The organism is Paracrocinitomix mangrovi, from assembly GCF_019740355.2.
Classification (GTDB): Bacteria; Bacteroidota; Bacteroidia; order Flavobacteriales_D; family Crocinitomicaceae; genus Paracrocinitomix; species Paracrocinitomix mangrovi.
Genome location: NZ_CP091819.1, coordinates 1,062,661 through 1,077,412, shown reverse-complemented (window position 1 = coordinate 1,077,412; position 14,752 = coordinate 1,062,661). Strand labels below are relative to the sequence as shown.

General features: G+C 34.7%; 15 protein-coding genes and 2 tRNA genes. 9 read left to right on the top strand and 8 right to left on the bottom strand.

Annotated features, from left to right (window positions below; genetic code table 11):
- Positions 1-51 precede the first annotated feature (51 nt).
- The 3 genes from K6119_RS04855 to proS form a co-directional block, all read right to left on the bottom strand.
- Positions 52-123, bottom strand: a tRNA-Glu gene (locus K6119_RS04855).
- Between the two features lie 113 nt (positions 124-236).
- Positions 237-923 (bottom strand): hypothetical protein, encoded by a 687-nt coding sequence (locus K6119_RS04850; RefSeq protein ID WP_221835937.1) that lies wholly within the window; start codon positions 921-923, stop codon positions 237-239.
- Between the two features lies 1 nt (position 924).
- Entirely contained in the window at positions 925-2,400 is a 1,476-nt protein-coding gene (gene proS / locus K6119_RS04845; RefSeq protein ID WP_221835927.1) for a proline--tRNA ligase, read from the bottom strand.
- 174 nt (positions 2,401-2,574) lie between these two features.
- On the opposite strand from proS, the gene K6119_RS04840 reads away from it, so the two are divergent.
- Positions 2,575-4,101 (top strand): hypothetical protein, encoded by a 1,527-nt coding sequence (locus K6119_RS04840; protein ID WP_221835925.1) that lies wholly within the window; start codon positions 2,575-2,577, stop codon positions 4,099-4,101.
- A 2-nt stretch (positions 4,102-4,103) separates the two neighbouring features.
- A complete protein-coding gene (locus K6119_RS04835) occupies positions 4,104-5,582 on the top strand; it encodes an OmpP1/FadL family transporter (protein WP_221835923.1) in 1,479 nt (492 codons plus the stop codon).
- On the opposite strand, the gene K6119_RS04830 is transcribed toward K6119_RS04835, so the two are convergent.
- Both K6119_RS04830 and K6119_RS04825 read right to left on the bottom strand, forming a co-directional pair.
- Positions 5,559-5,813 carry a hypothetical protein gene (locus K6119_RS04830; RefSeq protein ID WP_221835922.1) on the bottom strand — a complete coding sequence of 85 codons (255 nt, stop codon included), beginning with the start codon at positions 5,811-5,813 and terminating at the stop codon, positions 5,559-5,561. The two genes, K6119_RS04835 and K6119_RS04830, sit on opposite strands and share 24 nt — an antisense overlap.
- A 152-nt stretch (positions 5,814-5,965) precedes the next feature.
- Positions 5,966-6,038 (bottom strand) — tRNA-Gly (locus K6119_RS04825).
- A 178-nt stretch (positions 6,039-6,216) separates the two neighbouring features.
- On the opposite strand from K6119_RS04825, the gene K6119_RS04820 reads away from it, so the two are divergent.
- From K6119_RS04820 to K6119_RS04795, 6 genes are all read left to right on the top strand, one after another.
- Positions 6,217-6,675, top strand: a complete 459-nt coding sequence (locus K6119_RS04820) for a PaaI family thioesterase (RefSeq protein WP_221835919.1) — start codon at positions 6,217-6,219, stop codon at positions 6,673-6,675.
- Between the two features lie 44 nt (positions 6,676-6,719).
- Positions 6,720-7,913 carry a pyridoxal phosphate-dependent aminotransferase gene (locus tag K6119_RS04815; RefSeq protein WP_221835917.1) on the top strand — a complete coding sequence of 398 codons (1,194 nt, stop codon included), beginning with the start codon at positions 6,720-6,722 and terminating at the stop codon, positions 7,911-7,913.
- Positions 7,913-8,899, top strand: a complete 987-nt coding sequence (locus tag K6119_RS04810; protein WP_221835915.1) for a bifunctional heptose 7-phosphate kinase/heptose 1-phosphate adenyltransferase — start codon at positions 7,913-7,915, stop codon at positions 8,897-8,899. Before K6119_RS04815 ends, K6119_RS04810 begins: the two co-directional genes overlap by 1 nt.
- A 1-nt stretch (position 8,900) precedes the next feature.
- The gene (gene ubiE, locus K6119_RS04805; RefSeq protein WP_221835914.1) at positions 8,901-9,629 is read left to right on the top strand and encodes a bifunctional demethylmenaquinone methyltransferase/2-methoxy-6-polyprenyl-1,4-benzoquinol methylase UbiE; all 729 of its coding nucleotides are present in this window, start codon (positions 8,901-8,903) and stop codon (positions 9,627-9,629) included.
- An 88-nt stretch (positions 9,630-9,717) separates the two neighbouring features.
- The gene (gene porT / locus K6119_RS04800) at positions 9,718-10,428 is read left to right on the top strand and encodes a type IX secretion/gliding motility protein PorT/SprT (protein ID WP_221835912.1); all 711 of its coding nucleotides are present in this window, start codon (positions 9,718-9,720) and stop codon (positions 10,426-10,428) included.
- Positions 10,429-10,444: 16 nt separating this feature from the next.
- Positions 10,445-12,001 carry an NAD(P)/FAD-dependent oxidoreductase gene (locus tag K6119_RS04795; RefSeq protein ID WP_221835907.1) on the top strand — a complete coding sequence of 519 codons (1,557 nt, stop codon included), beginning with the start codon at positions 10,445-10,447 and terminating at the stop codon, positions 11,999-12,001.
- Positions 12,002-12,018: 17 nt separating this feature from the next.
- Here the strand turns inward: K6119_RS04795 and K6119_RS04790 are convergent, their stop codons facing one another.
- Positions 12,019-12,222 carry a YgaP family membrane protein gene (locus tag K6119_RS04790; protein WP_221835905.1) on the bottom strand — a complete coding sequence of 68 codons (204 nt, stop codon included), beginning with the start codon at positions 12,220-12,222 and terminating at the stop codon, positions 12,019-12,021.
- A 181-nt stretch (positions 12,223-12,403) separates the two neighbouring features.
- Here K6119_RS04790 and K6119_RS04785 point away from each other — a divergent pair, with 181 nt between their 5' ends.
- Positions 12,404-12,892, top strand: coding sequence for a hypothetical protein (locus tag K6119_RS04785; protein WP_221835903.1), 489 nt, complete (start codon positions 12,404-12,406; stop codon positions 12,890-12,892).
- 71 nt (positions 12,893-12,963) lie between these two features.
- Here the strand turns inward: K6119_RS04785 and K6119_RS04780 are convergent, their stop codons facing one another.
- Both K6119_RS04780 and K6119_RS04775 read right to left on the bottom strand, forming a co-directional pair.
- Complete coding sequence (locus tag K6119_RS04780; protein ID WP_221835900.1) at positions 12,964-13,809, bottom strand: MbnP family protein; 846 nt, start codon at positions 13,807-13,809, stop codon at positions 12,964-12,966.
- Between the two features lie 3 nt (positions 13,810-13,812).
- On the bottom strand, positions 13,813-14,748 hold the full coding sequence (locus K6119_RS04775) for a hypothetical protein (protein ID WP_221835898.1): 936 nt from the start codon (positions 14,746-14,748) through the stop codon (positions 13,813-13,815).
- Between the last annotated feature and the right edge of the window lie 4 nt (positions 14,749-14,752).

The following is a 14,752-nucleotide window of genomic DNA, read 5'->3' as shown; positions in this document are numbered from 1 at the left end:
AATTTTCTCTTCGTCACAATTCCGCAACTCCGGCGTTAAAATTAAAATTTGTAGCCCATAGGAGAATCGAACTCCTGTTTCAAGGATGAAAACCTTGCGTCCTAACCACTAGACGAATGGGCCAATAAGTTTCCGGATCCAATCTTTTTCAGTCCGTTTTGCCGAAAAGCGAGTGCAAATATAAAGCATTAAAATTTTATTTCAAGCAAAAAAATGAAAAAAAATTTCACTTTTTTTTAATCTCCAATATTGTGATCAGATTGAAACTTGAATCCCAGTCTTTTACCGGTTTTTAATTTTGAATTACTGCTTATTTCCAGTAACTCATTTACAGAAACAATATTCACTGCTTTATATGGTGGGATTAAAAGGTCAAAATCAAGTGCAAAAATTCCTATTTGATAAACCAGATCTTCTAAAATTTCTGCATCTATTGTTTGCTGCATAAAATTTCTGTACAACAACCCTAGATTTCCTTTTCCCTGTACTTTAAAATGATCTTCTTTATTGATGAAGATTCTGCATATCATGTACCCTAAATCATTCCATCTATTGTATTCATATGAATCGGCTAAGAAATCATATACATTAATAATACCGCAATAAGCGTTGTCCGGATTTTGTTTTACATAAGATGTTTGAGACGAATAATCGTCATCTGATAATTTGAAGACATTGGTATGCATGTGAAAAACTAGTACGTCAGAACCTAAATACAAACGCGCTTCAGTATCACCATGATCTTCATATCTGAAACGTACACGTTTGTCCGGAATATTTTTACCCAATTCCTCAATTCCTTTTTCAAGAACAGTTTTTAATTCTGCAAACCACTTAATGGTATTGTTGTACACATCTTGTTTATGTGCAGATTTCTTTGATAATAGGTTTAATAAATTCTGACGATCCTCTGTTTTTCCCATATTAATAAGCTTTAGCAAAAATGACTCTTTGAGCCGAAGGCTTTCCTGTCACCATGCATTTTCCTTCTTCTTTTTCCCCTTCTAAAGGAATGCAACGAATTGTTGCTTTGGTATCTTGTTTAATTTTTTCTTCAGTTTCTGCTGAACCATCCCAATGAGCTAAAAAGAATCCACCGTTCTCAATTTTGGATTTGAAATCTTCATAACTATCCACTTTTTCAATGTTTGATTCTCTAAATTTAAGTGCTCTTTCATACAAATTGTCCTGAATTTCTTTCATTAAATTATTGACAGTTTTAACCACTTCATCCAAAGCCACTGTGAATTTTTCTTGTGTATCTCTTCTGGCAACTTCAATTTGACCATTTTCCAAATCTCTTGGTCCTATTGCTAATCTAACCGGAACTCCTTTTGCTTCGTATTCTGCAAACTTCCAACCTGGACGTCTATTGTCATCATCATCAAATTGTACAGATAACCCTGCATTCCTCATTTCCTCAATATAAGGATTCAATTTGTTTTTGATCATTTCAAGTTGCTCATCACCTTTAAATATTGGCACTATTGCGACATGAATAGGTGCAAGAGCAGGAGGTAATACCAAACCTAAATCATCTGAATGAGTCATGATTAACGCACCCATTAACCTTGTTGATACTCCCCAAGAAGTAGCCCAAACATAATCTAACTTACCTTCTTTATCTGAAAACTTTACTTCAAAAGCTTTGGCAAAGTTCTGTCCAAGAAAGTGAGAAGTACCTGCTTGTAAAGCTTTCCCATCTTGCATCATTGCTTCAATACAATACGTTTCTTCAGCACCGGCAAATCTTTCACTTTCAGATTTTAACCCCTGAATGACAGGCATTGCCATGAATTGCTCTGCAAAATCCGCATATACCTGAACCATTTTTTCGGTTTCTTCAATTGCTTCAGCTTTGGTAGCGTGAGCGGTATGTCCTTCTTGCCATAAAAATTCCGCAGTTCTTAAAAATAACCTAGTCCTCATTTCCCAACGAACAACGTTAGCCCATTGATTAATAAGAATAGGAAGGTCTCTATAAGACTGAATCCATTTTTTATAGGTGTTCCAAATAATGGCTTCTGAAGTAGGTCTAACTACTAATTCTTCTTCAAGTCTGGCATCAGGGTCAACCATTAGCTTACCCTTTTCATTAGGATCTGTTTTTAATCGATAATGGGTAACAACCGCACATTCTTTTGCAAATCCCTCGGCATTCTTCTCTTCGGCTTCAAAAAGGCTCTTTGGTACAAACAAAGGGAAATAGGCATTTTGATGTCCTGTTTCCTTGAACATTTTATCCAATTGATCTTTAATCTTTTCCCAGATAGCAAAACCATAAGGTTTGATCACCATGCATCCTCTGACATCTGAATGTTCTGCAAGTTCTGCGATTTTAATGATATCGTTGTACCACTTTGAGTAATCATCTTCACGTTTTGTGATCTTTTCAGCCATAAATTCTGATTTTACTTATATTATTGTGCTAAATGGTTTAGTTCCTACATCTCAATCTAAAACCATTTAATCAACAATTGTTAATTTTTTCCTAATTTTGGTATAATATTTGTAACTTATTCAAGTGAAAACAAATGTAGGAATAATTATTTCCTCATTATAAACCAATCCACAATGAAAAAGTCAATATTATTGATCGCGCCTTTGACTTTTCTCGTTTCTTGTGCCGGAACGTCGCAGTTACACGACGACGCGTACAATGCCGCTAAGGCACCTTCCATAACGAAGGTTAACGACGAAGACGGGTATGCAGATCACATCAAAAATCAAGAAAATTTATATCCTGTTGAAATCGATTCTGGCAATAAGCAAATGAATGGATTGAATCCTTCTTACTATGGTGGCAATGGTAGCTATCAAGGTAATTATTACAACCAACAAAATTATTACGGTAATGTAAATTATAGTAACGGTTATTATGATAGCTGGGGAAGAAATACATGTCCAAATTTATGCTCTTCTTATATGAGTTTTGGAAGTTGTTGGCATACCAGAAACATGAATAATCAATATGCTTATGGTTATAATGGTTTTTATCCAATTGGATATCACCATCATGATCACTGTTGTAATGGAGCATATTATTATGGTTACTATAATCCAAACAATATAGGTGGCTGGGGATCAAACTACAGCTATTATTACGGAGGAATGGGCTGTGGTAATGGTTATTATTATGATAATCTTTATGGTTATTACGGTAATGGATTCTATAACAACAATTACTATGGCTATCCTTACTACGGCTATGGTTACGGCAATTGGTATCCAATGAATACCTGGAATAATAATAATGCCTGGAACGGAAATACATCTGGTTCTAATGACAATGTTACTGCTGGTAATCATCACTATGGTCACAGAGGAGGAACTAATACTGGTTCTAATTCACAAAATAATTCTTCGTATGAACATACTGTGAAGCAAGCATCTTCACAAGCAACTCCTTTCCCGGCTTATAATGTAGAGAATCTAAATACGGATGGTAGTTCATTAAAACCTGCAAAGGAAATTGTATCTGTAAATAATGGTAAACCTCAAATTGGTACACCAGTTAATTCGCAGATAGATAAAATTGAAAAACCAACTTATGTAAACACTAACGGTACTGACGATAAACCTGGTAGTTTTGTAAATAGTAGACCTGTAAATAATCAGTCCAATACCAACTTTACAAACCAGACAGTTGATAAAGGAACAAGTAGTAAACCGGTTACAACTTCAAATTATGTTGCAAAAGGTAAACCTGCTTCAAATCAATTTACTGGCTCTAAAGTAACAGCTGGAGGAACTTATAGCAAGCAAACCAATAATACTGGTTCAAACTCAGCTTCAAGTAGTGATTATAATCACCATCCTAATAAATATGGTAATTATAGCACCAATAACGGAACTACTTCGGCTCCTTCAAATAGTACTTATTCAGGACAAACTAATACGTCAAGTAGAAGAAATGACTCTTCTGGCTCTAGTAATTCAAGCTCTACTAATTCTGGAACTACAAGAACTTATAGAAGTTCTTCTAATTCTGGATCTACCTATAGTGGAAGTAGAAGTTCTAGTTCTTCGGGAAGTTCAAGCAGATCAAGTGGCTCATCTGGGTCATCTGGCTCAAGTGGTAGTTCATCTAGACGTAAGTAATCATGAAGAGATATAGCCTCATATTAGCCTTGGTTTTTATACCGGCATGGGCATTGTTTGCCCAAAATGAAGATGATGCTTTGAGATATTCAATGACATACTTTGGTGGGTCGGCAAGAAATATGTCGACCGCCGGAGCTATGTCTGCCATGGGTGGAGATTTCAGCATGGTTTCTTCAAATCCTGCTTCACTAGGAAGATTTACTAAAAGTCAGTTTTCTTTTACTCCTAATTTGGAAATAGCAACAGCAACTTCAAGTTTTTACGGTTCTCAAGATTATGATGTAAGAATAAAAGGAAACATCTCAAATTTGTCTTATATCAAAGCATATGAACTTGATCCAAGAAAATTCAAAAACTGGTATAGTGTCCAAATTGGTATTGGAATGAACAGAATTAAGAGTTATAATCAAAACATGACCTATGGAGGTGAAGTTGACTCTTCAATTCTACACTCTTTCATAAGAGAAGCAAATGGTACAAGTTCAGATTTTATTTACGATTATTTTCCTTTTACTGCTGGTTTGGCTTATGATGTATTTGCGATAGATCCGGGAGCCGAACCTGGTACTTATACAACTCAATTTCAAAATGGTAAAGCTGATCATTATAGAACCATTCAACGTGAGGGAGGAATTACCGAGTTTAACGTACTTACTGTAAGTGGAAATTATGGTAATAAATTGTTGTTAGGAGGCTCTGTAAATGTTTTATATACTAAGTTTTACGAAAAATTCAATCATAGAGAAACTTTTGATGCAACTGCTAACTGGTTGAATTGGATAAACTATACAGGAGAATTAGACATACAAGGTTATGGTTTAAATATGAGAGTGGGGGCTATTTATATGCCAACGGAGAAGTTCAGATTTGGATTGGGTATTGAAACGCCTACAGCTTATTGGATGAATGATTATTGGAAAAATAATATGTCTTCAGGTACAGATTCTGGTGATAAATTTGTTGAAGGGGAATTCATTCCTACAGGTTCTTATGAATACAGGATAAGAACTCCGTTTAAGGCAAATGTTTCGGGGGCTGCTGTATTTAGTAAATATGGTTCTGTTGGTGTTGAAATAGAGTATGTTGATTATGGAGACGCAAAGTTAAAATCAAGAAATAATTCATCCGCTCCTTATAGTTTTGCTTTAGAAAATTCGCAAATAGATAACATTTATCGACCTGCCATTAATGCAAAAATAGGTTTAGAAGCAAGGATTACACAAAGAGTTTATGCAAGAGGAGGATTTGCCTATTATTCAAATCCATATAAAGAGTCCAGTGGTAATAATCAGGAACCGACCTTATTAATAACAGGTGGATTTGGATACAATTTTGGAATGACCTATATAGATATTGCTTACGTGTTAAAAGGGAATAATGAAGACTATTATGCTTACGATCCAACAATGAATGGAAGCTTTGCACAATTTAGAACCAGAAATTCTCAGTTAGCGCTAACTATTGGAGCTAGATTCTAAGATTTGTTTTACTGAATTATGTACTTCTTTTAAGATGTCTTCCTGAAAGCCATAAAAAACAAATTCGTCACATTTTCCTGTTGTGAACTCTTTAAGACTCCAGCTACCACCTATTTCAGCTTTCCAGTGGCCGGTGTATTCTGCAATGGTGATATTTGAATTATCAATAGAAATGTCAATACGATAATGAGTGTCTCCTTTTTGATTTGACCAATGTGTCTTAATATCCATAATTGACAAGATAAAAAAAGCCTATCAATTCAGACAGGCTTTAGAGCGGGAGACGAGTCCCGATAGCTATCGGGACGGACTCACGACCATGAATTATTTTAAGTGTATAATCAAAAAACAAAAAAAAGCCTATCAATTCAGACAGGCTTTAGAGCGGGAGACGAGACTCGAACTCGCGACCCTCAGCTTGGAAGGCTGACGCTCTACCAACTGAGCTACTCCCGCTTTTATTTAACTACGTCCTGATTGGTGTTGTGAGACGCACAACAAATATACATTTTTACCTTAAAGATGATAAAATCGGATGGTAAAATTTTGTTGATATTAAAAAGTAATTGATTCAGGATAAATTTTTTCATACCCTCCAGAAATCGTAGATTTGTACCTCAATTTTCACAGAAGTATGAAAGATTTCAGAGATCTACTTATAAAAGTATATTCAGAAACAAATCAATTTGGAAGACTTTTAGGAACAGAGTTAACCAAATTTGAAGAAGACGGAATAGAGTATAAACTTGTGATTTCAAAAGACCATCTCGCAACACCAACAACTGCGCATGGTGGTGTTATTGCCGCTTATATGGATGGAATTATGGGAGTTGCAGCTCTGCACAGATCATCAGCAGATGGTAATTTGGTTTCAACTGTAGAATTTAAAATCAACTATATTTTACCAGTTAGAAAAGGAGATGTGTTAATTGGAAAAGGAACTATTATTTCTAAAGGAAAAAGAATCATTATTGCCCAAGGTGAAATTTTTAATCAGGAAAGTGGAGAGTTAGTAGCTATGGGTACAGGAACATTTAATGCTTACCCTCATCAAAAAAGTGGAATGACTTCACTTGATTTTGATTTCATTTAAGAAGCCGACATTCAAAATTAATTAGTTTTGCTAAAAAAAATCTCATGAGCCGTTTATCAGAAAGAGTCAACAATTTGGCCGAATCAGCAACCATTGCTATGGCTGCTAAAAGTAGAGAGCTTATTGCTCAAGGTAAAGATATTATCTCATTAAGTTTAGGAGAACCGGATTTTAACGTTCCGGATTTTGTGAAAGTTGCAGCCAAAGAAGCTGTTGATCAGAATTTTTCTAAGTATATGCCGGTTCCTGGTTACAAGGATTTACAAGAAGCAATTGCCGGTAAATTTTTAAGAGATAACGGCTTAAAATATGATGCTGATCAAATAGTGGTTTCTACAGGTGCTAAGCAAAGTATCGTTAATGTTGTTATGGCAATGGTAAACGAAGGAGATGAGGTAATTGTACCAGTTCCTTATTGGGTTACTTATGCTGAGCAAGTTGCCTTATTTGGTGGGGAACCGGTTTTTGTAAAAGCTGGTATTGAAAGTGATTTTAAAATAACTGCAGATCAACTAGAAGCGGCAATTACGCCAAAAACAAAATTGATGATTTTCTCTAACCCATGTAATCCTACTGGATCTGCATATTCAAGAGAAGAATTGGCATCATTAGCAGCTGTAATAAAGAAATACCCAAACCTAGTAGTAATTGCAGATGAGATTTATGAGCACATTAATTTTGTTGGAAAAAATGTGAGTTTAGCTGCGTTTGACGATATCTACGAACAAGTTGTTACAGTAAATGGAGTGTCAAAAGCATTTGCCATGACAGGATATAGAATTGGATACATTGGTGCTCCAAAAGATATTGCAAAGGCTTGTGCTAAATTGCAAGGACAGTTTACTTCAGGTGCAAGTTCAATAGCTCAAAGAGCGACTAAGGCAGCAGTTGAAGCAGATCCATCTGAAATAAAATTTATGGTGGATGCGTTCCATAAAAGAAGAGATTTAGTATTACAAAAGATGGGAGAGATTGATGGTGTTAAATTGAATGTTCCTGAGGGAGCTTTTTATGTTTTCCCTGATATCACTAACTTTTTTGGAAAATCATACGGCAATCATACAATTCAATCTGCAACAGACTTATCAATGTATTTATTAGATGAAGCATTAGTTGCGGTTGTTACTGGTGAAGCTTTTGGAGATCCTAATTGCATCAGATTATCTTATGCTGCAGCAGAAGAAACTTTAATTGCAGCGATTGACAGAATTAAATTAGCATTAGATAAATTGAGTTAATGGGAAGCATCAACACGATATTTAAAAATTTTCAAGGCAAAAAAATTATTGTTTTAGGAGATGTAATGGTAGATACCTATATCGAAGGTAAAGTGACCAGAATTTCACCTGAAGCTCCTGTCCCGGTAGTAAACTTTAAAAGTAGAACTAGCCGTTTGGGAGGTGCAGCCAATGTTGCTTTGAATTTAAAATCGTTAGGTGCTGAACCTATTATATATACCATTATTGGTAAAGATGAGGAAGCAGAACATTTTTTAAAGTTGATCAATGAAGCTCAACTATCTGCAAGAGGAATTATTCAAAATGATGAGCGAATTACAACTGTTAAAACCAGAGTCATTGGAAACAATCAGCAATTGGTAAGGGTTGATCATGAAAAAACAGATCCTATTTCTTCATCATCTGAATTTACTTTGATCAATGAAATAAAAGATTACTGCAGTAAAGAAGATGTTGCAGCTATCATTTTTCAAGATTATAACAAAGGGGTTTTAACTCCGGGCTTAATTGAAGAAATAGTAAAGTATGCTAATGAAGAGGGAATAATTACTACAGTTGATCCTAAAAAGGAAAACTTTTTCTCTTACAAAGATGTTACATTATTCAAGCCTAATCTGAAAGAATTGTCAGAAGGGACGCAAGTAACTATTGATTTGAATGAAAAAGATACATTCCTGGAAGCAGTTAAGGTAATTAATAAAGAATTAAACCCGAAGTTCACTTTTGTTACCATGAGCGAACATGGAGTGTATATAAATGAAGCTTCAAAAAATCATTTTATCCCGGCATATCCACGACTTATTGCAGATGTGTCAGGAGCGGGAGATACAGTAATTAGTGTTGCAACCTTGTGTTTGGCGAGCGGATTAGATCCTAAAACCATTGCTACTTTGGCAAATTTAGCCGGTGGTTTGGTTTGTGAAAAAGTTGGAGTAGTGTCCATAGATAAGGACGAATTGTTGAAAGAAGCAAAAGATAAAATTTAAGTTGGGAACATCAGTAAAACCATATAACAAACAGCAATCTTCTAAGAAAGAAGAAGTAGCTGAAATGTTTGACAATATTTCGCATAGATATGATTTTTTAAATCACTTTCTATCTATGGGGATTGATAAGATTTGGAGAAAGAAAGCAGTTAGAATTCTTAAGCAGTATGAGCCAAAAATTATTTTGGATATTGCAACAGGTACGGGTGATTTCGCTATTTCATCTATGCGATTGAATCCTATTAAAATTGTGGGTCTTGATTTGTCAGAAGGGATGCTTGAAGTAGGCAGAAAGAAGATGGAGAAGAAAGGTTTGTCTGATAAAATTGAAATGATTCAAGGAGATTCTGAAAATCTGCCATTTGAAGAAAATCATTTTGACGGAATTACAGTAGGATTTGGTGTACGTAACTTTGAAAATTTGGAGAAGGGATTAGGAGAAATGTTACGCGTTTTAAAACCTGGTGCTCCTGCTATAATTCTTGAATTCTCTAAACCAAAGAGATTTCCTGTAAAGCAATCATTCGGATTTTATTCTAAATACATCATACCTAAAATCGGTCGTTCTATTTCAAAAGATGAAGCGGCTTATACATACTTGCCCGAGTCAGTTGCTGCATTCCCTGAAGGACAGGCTTTCATTGAAATAATGAAAAAAACCGGCTTCAAAAACATCAGTTCTAAACTTGTATCTGGAGGAATTGCCACAATTTATGTTGGTGAAAAGTAACATCTGCTATTTTTCAACGTTATTGGTTTAATTAATCACATTTAAACTGTATGAACGTCTGATTCAGATTTACTAGATTTGCATAGCCTTGAAAAAATTGAGTTTGTTCATATTGTTGAGTGTGTTCTTCTGTGGAGTAGGATGGGGACAAAGATTTGGAAAGAATTATCCACGTTTTGATAATAAAAAAGTCCATTTTGGATTTACTCTTGGTTTTAATACTTCAAATTTTAGATATACCCTTAATGCTGATTCATCTAACATTGATTCAATTACAAACATCAGCATAGATAAACAACCCGGATTTAATTTGGGAATAATTAGTTCTTGGGATATTCATGAAACAGTTCATTTAAGATTTATTCCCTCTTTATCTTTTCAAGAGAGATTGTTCACCTATACTTATTGGAATAAGCAAACCAGCTCAATGGAGCAAAGAGAGAATAGATTGGAATCAACGTATTTAGATTTCCCTTTACTTCTTAAACTGCGAACCAAGCGTATTAACAACTTTGCAGCATATGCCATTGGTGGAATGCAATATAGCTATGATTTAGCCAGCCAAAAAGATGTAGATCAGCAGTTGGGAGATCCAATTGTAAAGATTGAAGCACATGATTGGTCTTATCAAGCGGGAGGAGGATTTGATTTTTGGTTACCTTATTTCAAATTCGGAATAGAATTAAAAATCTCCAATGGAATAAAGAATGTTAGTATTCAGGATCATTCATTCTTTATGGATCCTTTATCATCACTAAAAACGAAGGTGTGGTGGTTCTCCCTTACATTTGAAGGTTAGATTTTATTTTATCTCTGTGATACACGAATTACAATTACGCATACCTGCAGATCATATTCACAATGAAGAATACATCAATGAGCAGATTTGTCGAGAGCTAAGAGTTCGCATAGATGACGTCAATCACATTGAGATTCTAAAAAGATCTATTGACGCGCGTAAAAAACCTGTGAAGTATAATCTTAAAGTGGCAGTTTACATCAATGAAGAATTCAATGATGAAACTGATTACTTTCATCCGATTGATGTAAGTAATGGAGATGAGGTAGCGATAATTGGAGCCGGTCCTGCCGGTTTGTTTGCTGCATTACGCGCTTTAGAAATTGGTATTAAACCCATCATTTTTGAAAGGGGTAAGGATGTTCGTTCAAGAAGAAGAGATTTGAAAGCAATTCATCAAGATCATGCTGTAAATCCTGAATCAAATTATTGCTTTGGAGAAGGTGGAGCAGGAACTTTTTCAGATGGTAAGTTATATACTCGTTCAAAGAAAAGAGGAAATGTAAAAAGAGCATTGGAATGGTTTGTTCATTTTGGAGCTGATAAGGATATTTTAGTGGATGCTCATCCTCATATCGGTACCAATAAACTTCCTAAAATCATTCAGGAAATGAGGGAAGAAATAATAACGCGTGGAGGAGAAGTACATTTTGATGCTAAATTAACTGATTTAGAGATTGAAAATGGAAAGCTGAAAGGAATTACAATCAACAATGACAAGAAATACCAATTTGATAACCTTATTCTAGCTACCGGCCATTCAGCAAGAGATATTTTTGACTTAATGAAGACTAAAGGAGTTGCAATTAAAGCAAAACCTTTTGCATTAGGTGTTAGGATAGAGCACGATCAAAATTTAATTGACCAAATTCAATATCACGGAGAGTTGAGTGGTGATAATTTACCTCCGGCTTCATACTCTTTAGTTACTCAAGTGGACGGAATGGGTGTGTACAGTTTTTGTATGTGTCCTGGAGGGATAGTAGCTCCGTGTGCTACGGATACTGAAGAAGTTGTTACTAACGGATGGTCTCCATCTAAGAGAAATAATCCTTATTCAAATTCAGGTATAGTAGTGCAGGTGAGTCCTGATGATATTGCCCCTGGCTCAAACGATCCATTTGTTTGTTTGAATTATCAAAAAATGGTAGAGCGTAAGTGTTGGGAATCGGCAGGTAAGTCGCAAAAAGTTCCTGCACAAAGAATGATAGATTTTATTGAAGGAAAAGTGTCACAATCATTACCGCAAACATCTTATCAGCCCGGTTTAGTTTCAGTTGATTTAAATGAGGTTTTACCAAAATTGATTGCAGAGAAATTAAAAAGAGCATTTAAGGATTTTGGTAATAAGATGAAAGGTTATCTAACCAATAGTGCAGTTTTGCATGCTCCAGAATCAAGAACTTCATCTCCTGTTCAAATAGATAGAGATGATGAATCATTAGAATCTACTAATGTCAAAGGATTATATCCCTGCGGTGAAGGTGCTGGCTATGCGGGTGGAATAATTTCCGCGGCGATAGACGGAATGAAATGTATTGACAAAATCAAAGAAAAAAAGGATGCCCAGTAAGGACATCCTTTCATCTATTATTTTGTTTTACAAGTTTTAATTCCGAAAGGGGCATACAACGGACAAAATCCAATTAGACTCGTCAATAAAAAGACTCCGCCAAGTGCAACTAAAACAATTCCTAAAGTTCCGGTAACTACATTTCCAAAGTACAATCCTGCTAATACGCCCGCTAGAATTACTCTTATAATTCTATCTGCATTTCCCATATTTTTTTTCATAGTTCAAAGTGTTTATTTAGGACCAAAATTAGGGAGATTGAAAAATACATGTTACAACATTTATCATTTTTAAATAAGACTTTTGTCAGAAAACTTCGTCGAAAAAATATAGGGGTTAAGCAAATTCATTTGGTATAATTAATCTGAAAAGTTATCTTAGAATTAAATCAAAAGTTACCTTATGAATTTCACAAAAACACTAGTATTATTTTTAGGATTATTATCATTTCAATCATTTGGACAAGTAAATCCACACGCAATCGGTATTAGATTTGCTTCAGCTTATTACTCAAATGGAGCAGAGATTTCATATCAGCATGGTTTTGGTGACAAAAACCGTTTAGAGTTAGATCTTGGAGGTAGAAGACACAAAAACTGGGCTCATATTGGCTTAGCGGCTGTTTTTCACTGGGATTGGAATATCACAGAAGGTTTAAACTGGTATGTTGGACCAGGAGCAAGAATTGGACAGTACAGATCAAAGTTTTATGATTCTTATGGATTGACACTTGCAATTGGAGGACAGATTGGTTTAGAGTATGATTTCAATCAACACAATGCTCCAATATTAATCAGTTTAGATTGGAGACCAATGTGGGGATTCTACACATATAGCGATTATGATCCATTTGGATATGAAGGAGGATTCTCTGTCAGATATACATTTTAAATCCTACAACCTGATATAAATAAAAAAGCCCCTGATAATTCAGGGGCTTTTTTTTATTGTCCTTGTTACAATTATTCAACTGTTACGGCTCCTACACTAAATACACTGTAAGAGTTCTCTGTCATCATAATTTGAGCAGCATAGTTTGGCATCAGCATAGTATATAAACTATCTAAATCCCATGTATTAGGATTTCTGAACCATTCTTGCATGTTCATTTTAATTTCAATATTGGCATTTCCTGTCAAATCCATTGATTTGTTTAAGTGAATGTTTGCATCATTAGCAACAAATGTTGAATTATCCGGATTTTCGGTTCTAGTGATATTGTGATACTGGAAATTTATGGTGTCAGTAGCGTCATTGATATATCTTCCTTCAAACTTCAATTGGTGGTAACCACCTCCAAGCATTTCAGGTGAAGACCAACTAGCACTGTTCAAATCAGCATATTCCCCTGAGATATTTTTAGAATCGATAAATCCATAGTTAAAACCAATTCCTGTGTAAGGATTCAATCCAACAACTTCAGGTAAAACATAAGTTAAAGTTGAAGTGTCTGTTAAATCAACCAGGTGATATCCTTCAATCATTATACTGTCTCCACTTGCTTTGTATAATCTAACATCAGTAATTAAATACTGAAGCTTAGTAACACTGTAAGTGTTTCCTTCAGGAGTTGTATAATTTAACTGATCAAAAACATCTGCAGTTAACACTGAACCATCTACATTATGCGAGAATGTTAATGTAACTGTACCTTCTGTTGGATAAGTACAAGATCCATCATCTTTTTCTGCTTCTGATGAGTAGTTTTCAGCTGTTTCATCCGTACATCCTTTCTTTTTACAAGAAGTTGACAATGCCATCAAACCAATTGTTGATGCGAATAAGATTGTTTTAAATGTTGTTTTCATATTTTAGATATTATAGATCAACCCTAGGTTGATTCTTTGTCTTGTTATTAATTGCGAGTATCCATTTAGCTTATTTTTAACTGCTCTTTGATACTCAGTAAAAAGTTTAAATTTTCCCCAATAAAGTTGAAAACCTCCTGAAAGGTAATAAATCGAACCTCCTGTATCTTCATGAATGATTGTTGATTCATCCATTGTGGCATTTTCAAAATATGTACCAGCCATTGGTAAGAACGTTAAGGATTTAATTTTGGTTTGATAAAACATCATTAAGTTGAAATTAAATGTATTACCATATTTATATAACTCACTATTCATGGTATTCCACTTATAGTTTGCCATACTCATAAAGCCTGTATTTTTAATTTTCATATTGTATTTCATCATCCAAATAATATCCCAACTTCCACTTCCAGGTTGTAAATCTAAATTAGGTCGCTCATTGTTAACCAATTTGTCAATTTTGCCGAGGGGAGCTTTGATTCCCATTCCCAATTCAAGTCTTTGTGTGAAGTTTTCATTCTTGTATGTCTTCAACGGGTCAATAAGTTGATAAGACTGAATGATTACCGGATCACCAAAGCCATATATTGGATACTGACTTATATTGTTTATTAGTTGGTTATTGAGCGTAAAAGGTAAAATGATATATGTTTTTAATCTGTAGTTAAATATCAAATTAGCCCTTAATTCAAATGTATTGTAATTTTCAGTTATTGTATTTCCCCAAAAATTAGGATTATTGCCATGTGAAGCGTGTTTTGTTAAGGTCTGCGTTCCAGATAAACTATATTGCCCATGCATAGATCTGTATCTATAATACAATCCAATATTGTGTTTCTCATCATTCGGAGTTAAACCCAAGTAAACACTGCAGCCATCACATGCGAATCCTACTGAGAAATACAGTAACATCAAGGTTAATGTTATTGATTTCATAAGT

What these genes read in the sequence shown, in the direction of transcription:
- K6119_RS04850 (WP_221835937.1), bottom strand. Translation starts at nt 923, where the DNA reads ATGGGAAAAACAGAGGATCGTCAGAATTTATTAAACCTATTATCAAAG.
- proS (WP_221835927.1), bottom strand. Translation starts at nt 2,400, where the DNA reads ATGGCTGAAAAGATCACAAAACGTGAAGATGATTACTCAAAGTGGTAC.
- K6119_RS04840 (WP_221835925.1), top strand. Translation starts at nt 2,575, where the DNA reads ATGAAAAAGTCAATATTATTGATCGCGCCTTTGACTTTTCTCGTTTCT.
- K6119_RS04835 (WP_221835923.1), top strand. Translation starts at nt 4,104, where the DNA reads ATGAAGAGATATAGCCTCATATTAGCCTTGGTTTTTATACCGGCATGG.
- K6119_RS04830 (WP_221835922.1), bottom strand. Translation starts at nt 5,813, where the DNA reads ATGGATATTAAGACACATTGGTCAAATCAAAAAGGAGACACTCATTAT.
- K6119_RS04820 (WP_221835919.1), top strand. Translation starts at nt 6,217, where the DNA reads ATGAAAGATTTCAGAGATCTACTTATAAAAGTATATTCAGAAACAAAT.
- K6119_RS04815 (WP_221835917.1), top strand. Translation starts at nt 6,720, where the DNA reads ATGAGCCGTTTATCAGAAAGAGTCAACAATTTGGCCGAATCAGCAACC.
- K6119_RS04810 (WP_221835915.1), top strand. Translation starts at nt 7,913, where the DNA reads ATGGGAAGCATCAACACGATATTTAAAAATTTTCAAGGCAAAAAAATT.
- K6119_RS04790 (WP_221835905.1), bottom strand. Translation starts at nt 12,222, where the DNA reads ATGAAAAAAAATATGGGAAATGCAGATAGAATTATAAGAGTAATTCTA.
- K6119_RS04785 (WP_221835903.1), top strand. Translation starts at nt 12,404, where the DNA reads ATGAATTTCACAAAAACACTAGTATTATTTTTAGGATTATTATCATTT.
- K6119_RS04780 (WP_221835900.1), bottom strand. Translation starts at nt 13,809, where the DNA reads ATGAAAACAACATTTAAAACAATCTTATTCGCATCAACAATTGGTTTG.
- K6119_RS04775 (WP_221835898.1), bottom strand. Translation starts at nt 14,748, where the DNA reads ATGAAATCAATAACATTAACCTTGATGTTACTGTATTTCTCAGTAGGA.